Origin of the sequence: Roseibium sp. MMSF_3247, assembly GCF_030733765.1 — a bacterium.
Classification (GTDB): domain Bacteria; phylum Pseudomonadota; class Alphaproteobacteria; order Rhizobiales; family Stappiaceae; genus Roseibium.
Genome location: NZ_JASHII010000015.1, coordinates 1 through 16562, shown reverse-complemented (window position 1 = coordinate 16562; position 16562 = coordinate 1). Strand labels below are relative to the sequence as shown.

The window sequence follows — 16562 nt, the reverse complement described above, 5'->3', positions numbered from 1 at the left end:
CCACTTGTTCACAATTGCTGGTTAGGGGCCAACAATGCCGAATACACCGATCGACGATATCGAGGAATGGTCGACAAAGCTCTCGCCGTGGAAGCGCGACGCTCTCAGGCGGTTGGCGACGAGCAATAAGCTAACGCAGGCCGACTTCGACGATCTGATGGCCATGGTCAAATCCGCTGCCGGATTTGAGCTTACCGCTCCGGCCCCAACTCCCGTTCCGTTTGCTAAGTCCGATTTCAGCGGCGAAGAAAAAAGACAGAATATTGTCCTAAAGGGGATAGCAAATGTTGAAAACGTCAACCGCTTGACCCCAAAGGCGTCAGTCAATTTCGGGCCCAACTCCCTGACGGTCATCTACGGACGCAACGGAAGCGGCAAGAGCGGATTTGTCCGAATCCTGCGCACTGCGTGTCGAACCCGGGTGGAGAATGTCGCCAAACTGAAAGTCCTATCCGACGTATATGGCGGCTCATCGGGACCACAGACCGCCGAAATTCTAATTGATGCTGGATCTGGCGACACGCCAGTTCAATGGACGTCAGGTTCCACCGCGCTGCCGGAGCTTACCCAGGTTGCCGTTTTCGACACGGCTTCCGCAGAGCTTTACGTCGACGGTGGAAACCAGATCCGCTACCTCCCTTTTGGCCTAGCCCTCCCCCACCAACTCAACACCGTCTGCATGGAACTAAAGGAAAAGCTCGAAGGGGAGCGAGCGAAGGTTATTGGCGACAAAGTTGGTCTGTCATCGGTGTCGTTCCCCTCGCAGCGAGACACAAAATCGCAAATATTCGACCGGTCGGTCAACAAGACCACCACCGATGATCAAATTGTCGCTGCAACAACGTTTACTGCAGAGGATGAAAGGCGTCTTGGAGATCTAACGGCGGCGCTATCTGCAGGTGCGTCGGCAGTTGCTGATGTGAACGCTTTGGTGAACTGGACCAGCGCCCTTAAGGCCGAATGTGCCAAAATCGCTGCTGAGTTCGATGACGCTGCCCTCGAAACATCGAAGAGGCTCAGAGAGGAATCGGATGCTGCGCGCCAAGCGGCGAAAGTGGCAGCGGATGCGCTTTTCACAGATGAGCCGCTTCCGGGCGTGGGTGGTGAGACCTGGCGGGCGCTCTGGGCGGCCGCCCGCAATTACTCTTTGAGCGAAGCCTATCCGGAAAGCGAATTTCCGGTCCTTGGGGACGGTGATGAACCCGCTGCATGTGTGTTGTGCCAGCAACCGCTCGCCGAAGACGGCCGTGCTCGACTGCAGCGGTTTCAGAAGTACATGGATGACACACTCGATGCGACAGCTGAAAAACTGGAAGCTTCTGTCTCTGCGGCTGCCGGAAACTTGATGCAGCTCGCTTGCCTTGGAGCGGAGGATTTTTCCGATCGCGTTGAGCAGGTTCGCAAACGGAGTGATCAACTGGCCGATAGCTTGTCAGCGCTTCGGACATCAGTATTGAAGCGTCGGGAAGCCAGGCTTGCTCTCCTGAGTGGCCAGCAAGTTGATGGCTTGCCCGATCTAGTAATACCTCTCGAGGGTATCAGCGCGTTCGAAAATGAGGTCAAAGCCGAGCAGACAGCTTTGGCCCAAGCGGCAAATTCAGAAGAAAGAGAGAAACTCAGTGCTGAGAAATCCGAGCTTGAGGACAGGAAGACAATCGCGGCGAACAGAGAAAAATTGACCACACGACGCAATCTTCTGGTGATGGACGCGGCGTTTGAAAAGGCGTTATCCGACCTCCAAACGAGAGGAATTACACAGCGCGCAAATGAACTCGTCGATACCCATCTGACAAAGGCGGTCACCTCGCATTTTGATGGAGAACGCGAGACTTTCGACATCATGCACCTAAAGGTAGGGCTCGCCCGAAAAAGCAGCCAGACAAAGGCCGAGTTTCAAATCGACCCACAGACCAAACTAACAAAGGTGACATCCGAGATTCTTAGTGAAGGCGAGCAGCGAGCGTTAGCTCTTGCCGGCTTCTTGACGGAGGTTGCCTTAACAGACGGCTCCGGACCAGTCGTGATCGACGACCCAGTCTCATCGCTTGATCGCGACCGTAGTGCCAAGGTTGCGGCGCGGCTTGCACAGGAAGCCTCTCTTCGCCAGGTCATCGTATTCACTCACGACATCACGTTCTTTAATGAGCTTTGCCGTGCAGCCGATGCGGTTGGCATCGAGGCAGAAACCGTTGCCCTTTTTAGTGACAAGTCTGCTGCCGGGAAAGTTGATCCAGCGGGAATGGTCTGGAAAGGACTGAACGTCACAAAACGCATTGGAAGGATTAAGAACGACGCTGCGAAGCTGCAGAAGCTGCACACGTCCAGCCCGGCAGATTACGAAATCTACGTGAAGAACCTCTACGGCAGGCTGCGCGACACCTATGAGAGAGTCGTCGAAGAAGTCATCTTTAACAACATCGTCCAGCGTGGAGTAGACGTAGTCCAAACCCAAATGCTCCGCTTTGTGCGTCTTTCAGACGAGTTGGCAGTGCGATTTCACGAGGGAATGACACGAGCAAACACGCACAGTCATGACAACCCTGCTGCCGACACGGTGCCTGTACCGACACCAGTAGAATTCATGGAACACATCGCTGAGCTTGAAACACTTATCAGCGACCTGAAGGCAGAGAGCCAAGCTGCAGAAGCGGCGAGACCGCAAATGAAACCGAAGAAATAGCCTTGCATCAGGTATCCTGCCCAACGGGGCAATCTCGAGGCAATGGTATTCCTTTCCCGAAAGGATCGAAAATCACCCCGTTCGGGAGGAGAACAAATGTCGCACGAACATGAATACAAAAACTTCGAAGCGCTCCGCCAGAATGAGCAAGAAGACGTGGACTTTAGCGTGACGGCACGCACTGTGGCCGGGAGTACAGTCGCCATCGTCGCACCACATGGCGGCGGCATTGAACCGCTCACTGCTGAACTCGCGGAATCAATAGCAGGAACGGATCATAACTATTACGCGTTCAACGGCCTTAAGAAACAAGGGAATAAAGTTCTGCACATCACCTCGCATCGCTTTGATGAAGAGAGGGCGCTCATACTGATCGAACCTTGCGAGAAGGTAGTTGCTGTACATGGTTTGGCGGGGAGTGCGAGATCTGTGCAGATAGGAGGACGAGACGCAGCGCTGCGCGGCCGTATTCATGAAGCTCTGCAAGGCTCAGGCTTTGAGAGCACCGTTGTCACTGAGGGAGCATATGGCGGCATGGAGCCGTTGAACATCTGCAACCGTGGAAGCACCAGCGCAGGAGTGCAACTCGAAATTCAAGCAGGGCTTCGTCGATTAATGAAGGAAGACGAAACCAAGTATGCCAGTTTTGTCGAAGCGGTTAGATCAGCGCTGTTAAAGCCACCATCCGAGTTCATCTAGCGGCTTCGCGTACGGTTAGAGAACGCCCCAAGCCCTGTACCGTCCCCTCCCCGTCACCTCCCGCACACCGAGTGCACCTATTAGGTTCAGCGCCCCTCGTGGCGTGATCTCTGCCGCCTTTGCAAGCATGTGCGCAGATACGATCGGCCGCGAAAGTATGAGTTCTATCGCAGCCGGCAGGCTGCTGTTTGATCTCTTGCCGACAGCGCGCCGCTCGAGTTGTCGCTTAGCGAGTGTCAGGCGATCAATATCCTTCATCCCCGCACTGGCAGCAGCTCTCAACGCGTCGAGAAAGGCGATCAGCCTGGTTTTTCTACCCCGCACACGCCGCCGCTCACGAGGCATCTCTCGTAGCCCCACGGAGTAAGCCAGGAGGTGCGACCGGACCTTTTCTCGCGATCTTAGGAAATCCGAAACGAGCACCTGTCCAAGCCAATGCTGCCGCTGCAGCGGTTCGAGCTGCTCCCAACCATCCCAAAGAACCGCCGCAGCCAGGGTCGCCGGAAGCGCTTCAACTTTTCTGACCAACTCGAGCCATTCTGAGATCCGTTCGGTTTCGTCCCAATCAGGATCCCGGATGACCAACTCGCCCACAATGAGTTCAGGTTGCCGAGTTCTGGTAGATCCGGGGGGAACGGCTTCCACCAGCCAGCTAGTTTCCGCAAGCACCTCGTCGAACCCTGCCAATTCCGGAGGAAGCGGAGCTTGATCGTTCGTTTCGAGGTCCCTCCCCTTCCCTCTCCTCTTGAGTTTTCCAGGAAGATGATCCTCCTGCTCGGCAATCCCCGCAAAGGCCAGGATCCCGGATCGCGAGACCGCCCAGCCCGGATCGTTTCTCATTGCCCGTCGTCTCGCCCGAACTATCCGGTGCGCAATGACGAGCTCATGGCTCGGTGCACGGACATCCATCTTGGCATCGTGCAGAACCAGGTCTTCCAGATGGACGAGTTCTCCGGCAACCCACATGCTGGAGACCGCTTCGAAGAAATCGGCCCGCTCCGCAAAGCCCTGTCCGACCTCGGATCGGGCAACACGCTCATCAAGCCGCGCCAGCGCGTCCTCCGCCGCCGATATCGGCGTCAAGAGCGTCTCGAGGTTCAGTTTTCCAATTTCATAAGGCATTGTTTCTTTGTGTTTTCGACTTCCATACGGAAGTTATCACAAAATTCACTTCCGTCATAGATTACTCCTTCAACTCGAGCTCACTCATATACAGTCTGACGCATGGTGGATTGAACAAAGGCCTGGCAATCGGTGCTCAGGTCGACAAAAGTGCCCGGTTTTCCTGGGGTTTCAACGTTTCAGGTCGTGGAAAAGACACTCAAGAAACGTTTACAAATGATCAGTTATTTGTAAGTTCTTTATTTGGAAATTTCCTCTCTTATCGGCTCTCAGGCGTCCCAAATGGCCAAATCAGCGCACAATCGCACTTCTCGTCGACCTGAGGGACGGCTTATCGGCTATGCGCGCGTCTCCACGGACGACCAGGCGACTGAAGCGCAGGAACAAGAACTGCGATCGGCCGGCTGCGAGATGATCGTGGAGGAGTATGGATCCGGTGCGTCACGAGCGCGCCCAGCTCTTGCCAAGTTGGTTCGGGACATCAACGCGGGCGAGACGCTGGTGGTCGTTAGACTTGACCGCCTTGCGCGCTCAGTAACGCATCTTTTGCAAGTAATAGAGGATTTGAATGCCAAAGGGGCGCATTTCCGATCACTCAGCGACCCGATCGACACCTCGACACCACAGGGTATGTTCTCCCTTCAGGTTTTGGGGGCTGTTGCACAGTTCGAGCGCGCACTGATCTCCGAACGCACAAAAGCCGGCATCAAGGCTGCTAAGGCCAAGGGGAGGTTACCCGGCAATCCAGGAATTCGAGAGCGCAGACCTGAAGTGCTGGCCAAGATGACGGCCGCTCAAAAGGCAGCCTATGGCGCTCGCATCCAGTCGACTGCCAGTCAATGGCTTCCAATTGTCCGGCGCATGCGCCCCGATCACACCTGGGACGATATCGCGCGGTTTCTCAAAAACCGTGGATTTGACTGGACGCCCGAACGGCTGCGGCGCGCGGTGAAGTGGATGGTCGCTGAGGGAATGGCGGACAAGGCCCTGCTCAGAAAATCGCCGCCTCGCCCGCCGGAAGACCGGTTGATGACGCTGGTCGCCGGCATCCATTCGTCAAACCCGGAGCTGACATTGCGCGAAATCGCCGGTCAGCTCGAACGCCTGCACGAGCGTACCCCGCGCGGTGGAACGAAATGGTCACCTTCGTCCGTCAAAAACCTCATCGATCGCGCTCGCAGATCCGGTCTTCTGACTGTCTTGGATGAGTAAACCAGTCGAGTCTCAGACCTTCAGGTTCATGTAATGCCTGTTTCATGGAACTGTTTCAAGATCCGTGCCGCGAAACTCGTCATCGGTGGCCAGGATCGGCACGCGGTAATATTTCGCGCATGCGTAGTGCAGGCAATCGGCAATATTGAGTTTGTTCTTTCCGGTTCTGTACTTGTCCGCAGCCGACAACGCGAGAACCGTTGCCCGTTTAACAGGAGGCAGGTCTCGAACCTCTATGCCGCGCTCGTCCAAAAACTCCATCACGATAAGTTCCACCGAACTAACGGTCATATTGAATTTATCCGGCCGGGCCAGGCCGATGACTGCCTCTAGAATCGCGACAGGCGATGTCAATCGCTTCTTGGCTGTTGCCAGTGCGCCGGAAATACGTTCAGCCTCTCGCTCGTCGGACAGGAGTGCGATGATCGCACAGGCATCGACAAACATCAGCGCTGCTCGTCCCACATCTCGTCAAACGCTTCCCTGGGCAGCGGCTCGCGCGCGGTATCACTCAGCGCGATTCCATGCTTTTCGCGGAGCCGTCTGGCAGTCTCCAGCGGCGTCTCGGCATTGCGTCGTCGCTCGATCGCCTCTTTCATGGCGATGACGATGGCATCGGTGATGGACACACCAGTCATCTTGGCGAATTTGCGTGTCAGCGCATCCGCCTCCTGATTATTGACGTTGAGTGCCATGGCTTTTTCTCATGTAGATAAATACACTAACTAATGTAGATGCTCTGATCTACATCGGCAAGGCGCCATTTGCTCTGCAAGAGGCCTAAATGCGCAACTTCGTGCCACTTAAGCCAACTTGCACGTCCGCCGCCTCAAAGCAGCGCATGCAATAAATTTTGGAGGTGGAGTTTGCCGTCCCCAGCCCTGTCGATCATGGTGCGGAAATAGCCGCCACACTCGCCGGCATCCATTCGTCCAATCCGGTGCTGACATTGCGAGATATTCCAAGCCAGCTCGAACGGCTGCACGAACGTACCCCGCGGAGCGGAACAAAATGGTCGCCGTCTTCCATCAAAAACCTAATTGACCGCGCTCGCAGATCCGGTCTTTTGACAGTCTTGGATGAGTGAAACAGTCGATTTCCTTCAGCCTCGTGCGATGTCCTACTCACCGAATTAGAACTCCCAGGGAGAAATAAGTTCAAGACCAGTCGTCTGAAAGTCGTTCAGATTTCGCGTGGCCAGGCGGCCACCGTTGATACGTGCGATTGCGGCAATCATTCCGTCCGGTGCGGACATGCCGCGGCCCTTACGGGTGGCCTCGCCCATGACGTCGCCATATGCCAGTGCCGCTGCTTCAGTCAGTCCAAAGATCCGATCGGCAAATCTGCGCCGCCAGTCCGAAAGCCCTTGTTCCAGACGATCGGCGCGCTGATCGGGACGGATTTTCTGTATGCCGAACGCTATCTCGGCGATGACAACCGTCGACAACACCAATTCAGCATCATGCCGTACCAGCCACGCGATCACTGCCGGTTCAGGAGCCTTTTTCAGCGTTTCAGACATCACATTGGTGTCTAGGAAAATCAAAGCTCCGGCCCCGGATGGACCTTACGGTTCTCGCGGATCACTTCCTCAAGATCTATGTCGGCGCCAAAGTTTTCTGAAACACGAGCGTAAAAGTCCGCAGCCGGTTCCTTGCCGGCCTCCCGCACTTCGTATGCCTCGAGCGCACGTTCGACGATATCGGCGATTGAACGGTGTTCCCGGCGAGCAAGGCGATGAGCCAAGTCTCGCGCCTTGGCACTGCGTACGGAAAGTTGAGGTTCTGCCACGATGGATCTCCTTTGTTCCAATTATAGCGAACTGCAGCCTTGCCATCAAGATGGCAGCTGACGGCAAGCCATCACCTTCGCCTGACTGAGCTTATTTCGCGGCCAGTCCGAACAGTGACTTCGCCAGCGCCAGCTTTCCTTCCGCAGCCCGGTCGCAGCACGCCCGGAAATATCCGCCTGGCGAGCTGATTTTCTCCGGATCGCGTAGGGCCTTCTCGGCAACCACTGCCAGGACTGCAGCAGCAGCCTGCCTTCCCAGCCGGCCACAGGCGTTTGCATATGCAGATTCGCTGAGGCCAATCCCCACCCTCATGACTTCAACCGCCGACATCAATTCCGGCCAACTGCCGAGTGATAGCCCAAAATCTCTTTGAACGGCCGTACAGGCGCTTTCCAGTAAGGATATCGAAACCGCATCCAGGGATGCTGATCTTTGGAAATCCGCTCCACCTGGGCGGTTCTGCGAGTGTTTGGAGGTAGATTTGCCCCCACCCGGTTCCGCTTGCTCCCATTCAGGAGCTATATCGGCGCCGTAGGCGTCGTTAGTGGAAGGATAAGTTTCATTCGCGGTAGCGGATGTCCGATTATTTATGCAAGAGTCTGGTGAGTTTGTAATAGATAATTGGGTGACAGCTTTGTCATGCTCGCCTGTCATATTATTGTTTTCAGGCGCTTTTTCGGCTGTCTGAGCCTCCGCTACGGCTTCAATGAGGAGATCGTACAGATCCATCAGGGCTATAGCCTTTTCCTGGACATCCAAGCCATTTGCCAGGATAGCATCCATCTGTCCCAGAAAGTCGGTCAGAGACGGATCTGAATTGACGTCAAGAATATCGACAATTGCCCGGGAAACCCGCGTGACCGTGCGTTTCGCTTCCCGTCTGGCATTGAGTTCGGCTTGCCATTCGTCCGCCATCCGCTTGATTTCGAAGTAGCGGACGCGTGCCGGCGTGAAATCAAGCCCGTAGGCGAAAGTAATGTCACCGGTTCCGTTCCGGTGCACCCAGCGTCGTCCTGTTGAGCTGTCCCGGTAGGCCAGAACCTGCGCTTCGACGAGCTGCTTGATGGCGCGGATGACCGTGCGCTCGCTCCGGCCGACATAGGATGCCAGTTTTTCGTTAGAGATCGCGACGATCGGCCGGGCCGAGCCTTTCCAGTCTTCCGACTTCGACAGCCCGAGCAGAATGTCGAGCACATGATAGGCTGTAGACGAAAGGCCGAGAGGCTGAGCAGCCCTCTTCAGAGCGATCGCGACTTCCGACTTTCCGATGTCTGGGATGTCGTTGGACATTGCCAGACGTTGAGATGCAAGAATCCCTGGCGTCACCTTCCTGAAGGAAGAGACGTTCGAAACAGTAGGCATGAAAACCTCCGTTCGCCGTCGCTAACAGCATACGGCGTCGATCAATTCAGGAGGTTCAACGATGGGAAATCGGCACAAATCCACTGTTCACACAAGATGGATCTTGCGTGTGATTCGGAATTCACCTAAAACAGAAAAGTGTTGAGGTTTCTGTTTGGGCTTTCCCAGCTGAACCGTGATTAAAGAGATCGAACGGTTGCCGCCGTTTCGGTCTCTTTTCATTTTTTACCAATTTCTTGTTCTGCAAGTCCTCCATTTGATTGTGATTGAAACTTCACGTATCGGTTGCGCAGAGAATATGGGACCCGCTTTGATCAGTTTCCCCAACAAAAATTGCCGTCACGGCATGAATGTCTCTGTCACCTAAATGCCTCCTTTAGCACTCCGAATTGTTCTCATCGGTCCGTTGCTGTTGAAAGTCCTTGTAAAGCTCCAACAAGTTTTCACCGAGCCATTGGCTGAAATCAGCCTCCGCTTTCGGAATGGAAATCGTTGTTGCAGAAGCTGTAGTCTTCATCCTGGCAAACATCGTTCCGTTTGACACGATATCGACAACAGATGCCATAGGAGGCGCTACATTCTTCTCACGTCCTTTTGCTGCGCGCGATGCCATCAGTATTCGGTCCTGCGCAGAAGCCGTTTTAAACTCATCGCCTTCCAAGAGCTTACGGACGCGTTTTTCGGCACCCGGATTTTCAAATTGTTTGGCAAGGTCCAGCCAGGCGGGCCGGCCCACGTTTCTGGCGCGGCCGATCGCACGGATGATGTCATGCGGGATGCTGTCCGCAATCTTCCGCATATTTGAAATAACGGTTTGAACCTGGCCAAGTACCGGCTGCATTTCGCGTTGCTTGAGCCCCGCCTGACGGAGCTGTTCGGCCCACAGAACCAACTCGGCAAAGGTCAGGTTTTCGCGAACGCCGTTTTCGAGCGACTGCTCCTTGATCAGCTCCGCATCGCTCAGCTTTCGGACATAAGCTTTGACCTTGAATGTCTCGGGCCGAGCAGCTTCAGTCATCAGTGCCCGAATGGCCAATAAGCGCCGATGGCCGTATGCGAGCTGGTACCGGTCTCTTTCGCTTGGATGCGGCCGCACAAGAACAGGGATCTTTTGGCCTTCGTCCTGAATGGATAGCTTAAGCTCCTCAAGAGCTTCACCTGCCTCTTCATCTGTCTCGAACCGGTCGGAAAATGGGCTCGGGTCTATTTTGGAAGGATCCAGCGAGACAATGCTATCCTCACGCATATGCGAGAGCGCTCGACCCATAGAATTTACCACAGGAGCCGTCGTCGCCTTTTGGCTCGGCGCCGGCGTTTGGACGTCGCTCTTTTCATCTGCTGCTGCGGCGGCAGCATCGGACATCATTTTGACGATAGATTTCTTCATCATCAAACCTCCCTGCCCCAAACCCTTTTGATCAGGTCAAGAATTTCTGCATTCACTCGGTCTGCACTTTCAAGCGCCCGTTTCAAGGTTTCGCGACCGACTTCGCCAGGCTCGATTTCATAAAGGCTTTTCTTGGCAACACCGGCCGATGCGATAGCCGTGGACTCAATCGCTTCTGCAACAAGGACATCGGTGCCAAACAGATCCCGCATTGTACCTGACATGATTTTCTGCGGCCCATCATTAGGATTGACGCGTGTCAGCAGGAATTTCGTGAAGTCGTGTTCGAAGACAGCACCTCCTTCCGAAAGCGTATGCGTCACATCGGCAATCATTTTCAAGAACTGAGAGCAGGATGAAACATCGAGCATCGCCGGATGGACAGTGATGATAAGACCAGAAGCTGCATACAACGCCGCCATCGTGGTGTAGCCAAGCGAAGGAGGCGTATCGAGAACCACGATGTCATAGCAATCTTCGACCGATTGGATGACTGCATCGAGACGCTGGAAAAAAAGCCCAAGTTCATCGGTCCGCCGCTCAGCCAAAGCTGTCGGTGTATCGTATTCGAAGTCCATGAGACGCAGATTGCCGCAGGCAAGGTGGATGCCCGGAAAGTAGGTTTGGCGTATGACGTCGGCGAAAGGAATGCGATAATTGTCATAACGCAGGGCGTCGTATGCCGTGTCCGTACGCTCGTCTTCCCCCTCCCCTGACTTCAGGTCGCGATCAGGCTGGATGCCAAACGTTGTCGTCATCGAGGCCTGCGGGTCCAGGTCAACGCAAAGAACCCTATAGCCCTGTAGGGCAAGATAATGCGCCAGATGGACGGACGTCGTTGTCTTGGAGCTACCACCCTTGAAATTCGCCGCTGCGATCACCTGAAGCTTCTCGCCGAGGCGCCGGTGCGGTACCAGGCGCAAGGCATCGTCTGGGCGCAGGTCCGCAAGGAAGCTGCGCAACTCCCAGACCTGATCCACAGTATAGATGCGGCGATTGTTGTCTGCCCGATGCGGTTGGGGTCCCTTCCCCTCCAGCGTCAGGGTGCGAAGCGTGCTCTCGGGCACGCCAAGCAGGCGCACGAGATCAGTCGTTGAAAACGTCCTGCCGAAAACCTTGCGCGCTTCTGGCGGATAAGTCATTTCGCGCATAGTCTGCAAACGGTCTGACAGCCTGTGCGTGAAATTCTCTATCTTGGCGGTCGTATCGCGTCCGCCGGAACTTTGTTCAGTAACGGCCATTGGTGCCCTCTGACGGTTTATGACCCGCTCTTACGGATTACTCCGTCATGGATGCCGGATTCCAACCGAACCTGCAAGGCATTTTAAGTTAACGATTTCCTAACGGCATTACTCTACCGCGGAAAAATGCTCGGCAACGCGTTTTATTTTCGCCAACGAACGAGATTGGAAGGCAGGTTCATGCCGCGCGTACTCGATTTGGAATTTGGTTTTTTCCCATTATTTCAAAACTTTACAAGTTTTCAATCTGACAAAAATATACTGAATTGGAGTCTTTCGATACTGAAACCGTTGTCATTCAGATCTATTGCCCGGCTCGCAAATTCTTTCTAGGAAACCGCGGATCCCTTTGCAATTACATAGTGATTGTCATCGTCCATGAGAGAATCACCTGGCTTAACGCCTGGCATTTTTGTTGTGCACCGAACGCTGAACATCCGTTGTGAACGACAAAAAAGCACCCCTACCCTGATCGCTCGTAGGATCTAGGCCCGAGCAGCAAAGCTGCTGTTTGATGCAGTACGCGCGAGTGCCTACAGAGCGCGGGGAGCGGTCATTCGCTGTGGTCCAATCAAATTGCAGCAGCGCCTCCTGCGGACCCCATGTTCTTAGCCTGACATTGGAGCCGTGTTCCCTTTCGCACGATCAATCAACCTCGCAAACAGCGGCAGTCTCGATCCTGGCACCTAGACACATCCGAGTGAGACGTGCAACTCGGATGCTATACATGCGCCGAGATAGGCAAAGAAAACAGGTAGAGACATTGATATGTCGGTTACAGGAGACAACCATTATTTCCCGCTATAGTATCAAGCAGGATTATTCGAGACCAGTCGGAACTCGCTTGCATGTGTCGACATGACACCGGACCAGAAAGTTTTACCAGGTGGGCGCGTAATCCCAAATAATTGCGAATGGAACAGCACACCGACCTTCTTCGCGTTACGCCAGACGGACCTGTATTCGACCTTCTTCGGTGACGTCGACACCAGGGGATCGCAGACGCTTTACCCGATGGACCGCAACCAATGCCTGATCCTCACAAACCTGGAGTATGCGAAGAAACCGATCACCGACACGCTCCAGAAAAGGACCTTTGCGCGCAATTACCGGCAGCTCATAACCAAGATCGACGCGGTAATCCGCGAGCGAACGCTCACAGCGCAGGAAATCACGAACATCAACTTCATCATCACGAAGCGTGCGCGCCGCTTTATTGGCGGTGGGCATAAGAATGGCTGTGCCCGGAAAAGACCGTAACGTGGCCGTGGCGCGAGCTTCGGAAGACACTGATGCCGCCTGAGTTCGGCATGCTCCAGTCCATAGGCGAGATACTCGTTGAGTACGAGAGCAGCGATGTCCGTCATCAGGATGAGTTCGGCAGGACGGCGGAACTGCAAAATATTTGATTAAGAGCTTGCTGGACAGGCCGCTGCGGCCGGGAGACTATTGCGGATGAGGGCGCGAGAAATCGTATAGAAAGTACTGCCAGCCCAAGCCGGAAGCACTATGCCCGGCTTGGAACAAGATGAGTATTCGCGCGCGCAGTCTAATGCTCTATACGCTACCATGAACATGCTGGAGCTTGAGTCCAGAAAGGACTGGCGATAAATTCGCAGCGTGCAGACCGACGAGAAAATCGGTGAGATTTACAGTCTACATGAAGGGCTGTGACCACTCGAAACAATTTTGCTCGCGCTATTGCCCAAGCCAAACGGCGTGGCTCGCGCCATCTACACAGGGTCGATCCACGCATCGTCGATCAAGGACTTCGCCTCGGCGGCTCCCCTGCACTTCGGCGAGCTGATCGTGCCGCATCCGTTCGCCCACCCGAAACAATGAAAAGGGAGATGAGTCCGATCGGAAACCCGAAGGCCTATAGGCAGGAGCTTCTGAAGCTGAACTAGTTTTTCTAGACGTCATGCCCCTCGTCGATCTCGGCTTGGTCAATTTAATACCGCCCCCTGCGACTTCGACTTCCAACTTCTCCAGCAGATGACGAGAATGGCACGGGCTCAAGCTCCACAGTTCGACCATTAGGTTGCCCCCGTCTGCATATGACAATGAAAGGGGACGGTCAGCGCAGCATCATGCTCATAACTTTTGACGTGATGCGCAGGGATATACGAAATTTCAATCCAGATCTCAGTGAAGATGAAGTCAAGACGGTTATGCAGGTCAGCGTCCAAATGCGGGAGGATGATCCATTTGCTGCACTCCAGGAATACTCGTTAGAAGGTGGAGCTGGCAGTGGGCTTATGAATTTTTTCAAGCTTGCGCCGAATTCTGAGATCACGATTAGTTTTGCATAGGCAACGGGCGTCTGCATCGTCACAGACAGCCTGTTCCGCTGGAGTAAGCGCCGTACTGCTGTCAAGGGAAATAGGATCGCGGCGCCTGGTCTCGTCCAACTTGTTACTGCAATCGAACGCTCATACTTCACATTTCCGCAGGACGTGAGAAACACAATTGATGTGTTATTCGACAAAGCCGTCGCCGGGCTGCCAGAACTATTCCGAGATACATTGAAGTATCTCGCCAATATTGAAAACCCTAGAGCAGAACCGAACTGGGAAACGTAATTGATTGGTTGGCTCGCTAGAAGATTTTCAGAATTCCTACGCAATCTTCATTAATCGGATGCTCTTGGACCGCGCGGCTGCATTTCTTGTGTTATGCCGGAAGGAGATATCCAGGGCAACTTCGTCAATCGCTTTCTTTTAGTGTCGAGTTCAGAGGGCCATTTCTTAAGCGTTCCGGCGACCGACCTCAAAGCAGCCTGCGACAATGACCCCTTGCCAAGCGCAGAATGAAACGTTGGCCTTTTGACAGCAGAGGGCGTGCTGAGATGGGCCGGCGTCCACCCTGATACAAGCTCCTGTCAAACAACAGCTTTGGGGTCGCCATGCGCCGCGACCTCGCTTTGTGTATGCATCCCAATCACTGATAGTCTAGGCAGAACTTGCTGCCAACTGACAATCCCATTCCAGTCAATCGACCAATACCCCCTGCCACAGCAGCAGTTTTCCACTTATACCTCCCAGCCAACTTTCGGGGGAGGGGCATTTCAGACTGCGCTGCTCCCCATATAGCAACTGCTATATTGCTTGCACTGTGCTGCCTTTGGATGGCCGCCTGACCCAAGGGCACACCCCAATAATATAGCAACTGCTATATTCTAGTCAGAAGCGCAACAAGTTCCTTCAAATTACTTGCCGGCGAATACCTGCGGTGTCGGGCCGTGGGGGGCGGACCAGCACCACGCTTCCAGAAAATTATTGGTGGTGAGTTAGTCAATCATAATCGGCGAAGCTCAACCTCATAGCCATGCCAAAGCAAGTTGATGAGTGCAGATACCCCCGGACAGCGCTCTTCTGTTAGTGCCGCTCCAACAATGCACCCGTTAAATCCCTGGAGGGGAGGGGAGTCGTAACCGAGCCGGAGTAGCCATACTAGTAATCGATCATCTAGACACCGATATCGGCAGACACCAGGAAGCGCTCCGTCGAAATCTCGCCACTCGAAAACAGGCCATCGGATTTACTTCCTTGCAGAACCTGATTACACACAGAGAATACCTCGTCTACAACGCTCAGCGAGAACCCGATGCCTGACACTTCACCAAACCAACTGCACATTAAGAATGAATACGTTGATCTGACTGCGGACATCGTCTCTGCCTATGTGAGCAATAACACGATTGCGTCAGGTGATGTGGCAACCTTGATAGCGACAGTTCATTCGGCTCTAGCTTTGGCCGTACAAGCGGGGCAGGGGGCCGTTACAGAAGAACTCGTGCCAGCCGTGCCGATCAAGAAGTCGGTAACGGACAGCCACATAATTTGTCTTGAAGATGGTCAGAAATTCAAATCTCTAAAGCGCCATCTGCGAACGCGTTTTAATATGACCCCCGAAGAGTACCGTACCAAGTGGAACCTGCCACACGACTACCCGATGGTTGCTCCTGGCTATGCGGCTGCGCGTTCTGAACTTGCAAAAAAGATGGGCTTGGGCCAGCAGAGGAGAAAGTCCAAGCGAGCTAAAGCCAAATAAGCTGCAAATTGCGCAACAGCTCCAAGATGTGCTTTCGGTTATCCATGGCGTCAGCGATCAATAGCCACGCAATCATGTGATTAGCCGGTTGCGGCTAGTGGCTCATATACTTGGCTACAGTTGATCTGGAACCATTGCAAGCTCATGGTTGGGCGATCTCTCTTGCGATTGCGCCAAGAGCAGGTCGATATATTCGATCAAGGCACCTGCACAAACTATTGTCAAAGTGCAGAGATGCACCTGATTTTTTATGTCGTCGACAACCCCATCCTCATACCGGCAAACTGGCCTTTGCCAAATTGCGTCTCACCCGCAGCAAGCCTTCCAGATCTGGGCGCCAACTCGAAAGTTTGAAAAACTGACCGACCCCATGGATTATTTAAAAAGCTAATCAAACACGCTTTTGGTGTGGAAAACAATTTCTCTACCTTGATACGCTGCCACATTCCATGTTGGGTTGCGCTCCTTCGCGACGCAATCTCTATGTGATTGCAGTAGCCATATCTCATTGTTCTTAAATATAAAAGGACCTCCGAATGACCACCGGAGAACCTGGACGCCTCCCTGCGTCTGGACCGTCAAACCGTGTCTCGTCGCGATACAATCATAACGTCTATTCCTTTCCCATAAACGGCCGGGGAGGGGTCTTTGAATACCGTTGAGAGCCGCCGCCGACTGATTGCCGTACTGCAAGACGCGCTTGGGTCTAAAATCCTGTCAGCGCTGTCTGACGATACCGTCGTTGAGATCATGCTCAACCCGGATGGGCAGCTCTTTATCGAACGCGTCGGCATAGGCATGGAACCCTCCGGCGAGATGACGTCCCATGACGCCCAGATCATCATAGGCAAGGTCGCCCATGCGCTCGGCACAGAAATCACCTCTGAGAAGCCGATCATTTCCGGCGAGCTGCCCATAGGAGGCCATCGTTTTGAGGAGTGCTGTCACGTTGTTTGAGGTTTAGGCGCGCGACAGTCGCCAGCTGTTTTCACGCAATCTGTCCGGCCGCAAGCT

Annotated in this window: 14 protein-coding genes and 2 pseudogenes; 8 read left to right on the top strand and 8 right to left on the bottom strand. The window is 54.2% G+C overall.

Annotation, left to right across the window (positions count from 1 at the left end):
- The first annotated feature begins 34 nt into the window (after positions 1-34).
- The gene (locus tag RBB44_RS24880; protein WP_209181342.1) at positions 35-2680 is read left to right on the top strand and encodes an AAA family ATPase; all 2646 of its coding nucleotides are present in this window, start codon (positions 35-37) and stop codon (positions 2678-2680) included.
- A gap of 96 nt (positions 2681-2776) precedes the next feature.
- Positions 2777-3379 carry a poly-gamma-glutamate hydrolase family protein gene (locus RBB44_RS24875; protein ID WP_209181343.1) on the top strand — a complete coding sequence of 201 codons (603 nt, stop codon included), beginning with the start codon at positions 2777-2779 and terminating at the stop codon, positions 3377-3379.
- Positions 3380-3394: 15 nt separating this feature from the next.
- Here the strand turns inward: RBB44_RS24875 and RBB44_RS24870 are convergent, their stop codons facing one another.
- Positions 3395-4501, bottom strand: coding sequence for an RHE_PE00001 family protein (locus tag RBB44_RS24870; protein ID WP_209181344.1), 1107 nt, complete (start codon positions 4499-4501; stop codon positions 3395-3397).
- 282 nt (positions 4502-4783) lie between these two features.
- Here RBB44_RS24870 and RBB44_RS24865 point away from each other — a divergent pair, with 282 nt between their 5' ends.
- On the top strand, positions 4784-5713 hold the full coding sequence (locus RBB44_RS24865) for a recombinase family protein (protein WP_306150507.1): 930 nt from the start codon (positions 4784-4786) through the stop codon (positions 5711-5713).
- A gap of 42 nt (positions 5714-5755) precedes the next feature.
- Here RBB44_RS24865 and RBB44_RS24860 read toward each other — a convergent pair whose 3' ends face one another.
- Positions 5756-6160, bottom strand: coding sequence for a type II toxin-antitoxin system VapC family toxin (locus tag RBB44_RS24860; RefSeq protein ID WP_306150508.1), 405 nt, complete (start codon positions 6158-6160; stop codon positions 5756-5758).
- Entirely contained in the window at positions 6160-6408 is a 249-nt protein-coding gene (locus tag RBB44_RS24855) for a type II toxin-antitoxin system VapB family antitoxin (RefSeq protein WP_306150509.1), read from the bottom strand. The genes RBB44_RS24860 and RBB44_RS24855 overlap by 1 nt, the downstream gene beginning before the upstream one ends.
- Before the next feature lie 218 nt (positions 6409-6626).
- On the opposite strand from RBB44_RS24855, the pseudogene RBB44_RS24850 reads away from it, so the two are divergent.
- A pseudogene (locus RBB44_RS24850) lies at positions 6627-6800 on the top strand (recombinase family protein); the annotation flags it as partial.
- Positions 6801-6845: 45 nt separating this feature from the next.
- Here the strand turns inward: RBB44_RS24850 and RBB44_RS24845 are convergent.
- The 5 genes from RBB44_RS24845 to repA all read right to left on the bottom strand — a co-directional run bounded on the left by RBB44_RS24845 (position 6846) and on the right by repA (position 11495).
- Positions 6846-7259 carry a type II toxin-antitoxin system VapC family toxin gene (locus RBB44_RS24845; RefSeq protein ID WP_306150510.1) on the bottom strand — a complete coding sequence of 138 codons (414 nt, stop codon included), beginning with the start codon at positions 7257-7259 and terminating at the stop codon, positions 6846-6848.
- A complete protein-coding gene (locus tag RBB44_RS24840) occupies positions 7256-7504 on the bottom strand; it encodes a type II toxin-antitoxin system VapB family antitoxin (RefSeq protein ID WP_306150511.1) in 249 nt (82 codons plus the stop codon). The genes RBB44_RS24845 and RBB44_RS24840 overlap by 4 nt, the downstream gene beginning before the upstream one ends.
- Before the next feature lie 91 nt (positions 7505-7595).
- Complete coding sequence (gene repC / locus RBB44_RS24835; RefSeq protein WP_306150512.1) at positions 7596-8867, bottom strand: plasmid replication protein RepC; 1272 nt, start codon at positions 8865-8867, stop codon at positions 7596-7598.
- 376 nt (positions 8868-9243) lie between these two features.
- The gene (gene repB / locus RBB44_RS24830; RefSeq protein WP_306150513.1) at positions 9244-10257 is read right to left on the bottom strand and encodes a plasmid partitioning protein RepB; all 1014 of its coding nucleotides are present in this window, start codon (positions 10255-10257) and stop codon (positions 9244-9246) included.
- Positions 10257-11495 (bottom strand): plasmid partitioning protein RepA, encoded by a 1239-nt coding sequence (repA, locus tag RBB44_RS24825; RefSeq protein ID WP_306150514.1) that lies wholly within the window; start codon positions 11493-11495, stop codon positions 10257-10259. Before repA ends, repB begins: the two co-directional genes overlap by 1 nt.
- An 858-nt stretch (positions 11496-12353) precedes the next feature.
- On the opposite strand from repA, the gene RBB44_RS24820 reads away from it, so the two are divergent.
- The 4 genes and pseudogenes from RBB44_RS24820 to RBB44_RS24805 all read left to right on the top strand — a co-directional run.
- Complete coding sequence (locus RBB44_RS24820; RefSeq protein WP_306150515.1) at positions 12354-12755, top strand: hypothetical protein; 402 nt, start codon at positions 12354-12356, stop codon at positions 12753-12755.
- Between the two features lie 803 nt (positions 12756-13558).
- Positions 13559-13807 carry a hypothetical protein gene (locus tag RBB44_RS24815; protein ID WP_306150516.1) on the top strand — a complete coding sequence of 83 codons (249 nt, stop codon included), beginning with the start codon at positions 13559-13561 and terminating at the stop codon, positions 13805-13807.
- A gap of 1294 nt (positions 13808-15101) precedes the next feature.
- Positions 15102-15548: a MucR family transcriptional regulator gene (locus RBB44_RS24810; protein ID WP_306150517.1), complete on the top strand. Its 447-nt coding sequence runs from the start codon at positions 15102-15104 to the stop codon at positions 15546-15548.
- A gap of 648 nt (positions 15549-16196) precedes the next feature.
- Positions 16197-16484: pseudogene (locus RBB44_RS24805) on the top strand (conjugal transfer protein TrbB); the annotation flags it as partial.
- Between the last annotated feature and the right edge of the window lie 78 nt (positions 16485-16562).

What these genes read in the sequence shown, in the direction of transcription:
- RBB44_RS24815 (WP_306150516.1), top strand. Translation starts at nt 13,559, where the DNA reads ATGAAAGGGGACGGTCAGCGCAGCATCATGCTCATAACTTTTGACGTG.
- repC (WP_306150512.1), bottom strand. Translation starts at nt 8,867, where the DNA reads ATGCCTACTGTTTCGAACGTCTCTTCCTTCAGGAAGGTGACGCCAGGG.
- RBB44_RS24820 (WP_306150515.1), top strand. Translation starts at nt 12,354, where the DNA reads ATGACACCGGACCAGAAAGTTTTACCAGGTGGGCGCGTAATCCCAAAT.
- RBB44_RS24880 (WP_209181342.1), top strand. Translation starts at nt 35, where the DNA reads ATGCCGAATACACCGATCGACGATATCGAGGAATGGTCGACAAAGCTC.
- repA (WP_306150514.1), bottom strand. Translation starts at nt 11,495, where the DNA reads ATGGCCGTTACTGAACAAAGTTCCGGCGGACGCGATACGACCGCCAAG.
- RBB44_RS24870 (WP_209181344.1), bottom strand. Translation starts at nt 4,501, where the DNA reads ATGCCTTATGAAATTGGAAAACTGAACCTCGAGACGCTCTTGACGCCG.
- RBB44_RS24860 (WP_306150508.1), bottom strand. Translation starts at nt 6,160, where the DNA reads ATGTTTGTCGATGCCTGTGCGATCATCGCACTCCTGTCCGACGAGCGA.
- RBB44_RS24865 (WP_306150507.1), top strand. Translation starts at nt 4,784, where the DNA reads ATGGCCAAATCAGCGCACAATCGCACTTCTCGTCGACCTGAGGGACGG.
- RBB44_RS24855 (WP_306150509.1), bottom strand. Translation starts at nt 6,408, where the DNA reads ATGGCACTCAACGTCAATAATCAGGAGGCGGATGCGCTGACACGCAAA.
- RBB44_RS24875 (WP_209181343.1), top strand. Translation starts at nt 2,777, where the DNA reads ATGTCGCACGAACATGAATACAAAAACTTCGAAGCGCTCCGCCAGAAT.
- repB (WP_306150513.1), bottom strand. Translation starts at nt 10,257, where the DNA reads ATGATGAAGAAATCTATCGTCAAAATGATGTCCGATGCTGCCGCCGCA.
- RBB44_RS24810 (WP_306150517.1), top strand. Translation starts at nt 15,102, where the DNA reads ATGCCTGACACTTCACCAAACCAACTGCACATTAAGAATGAATACGTT.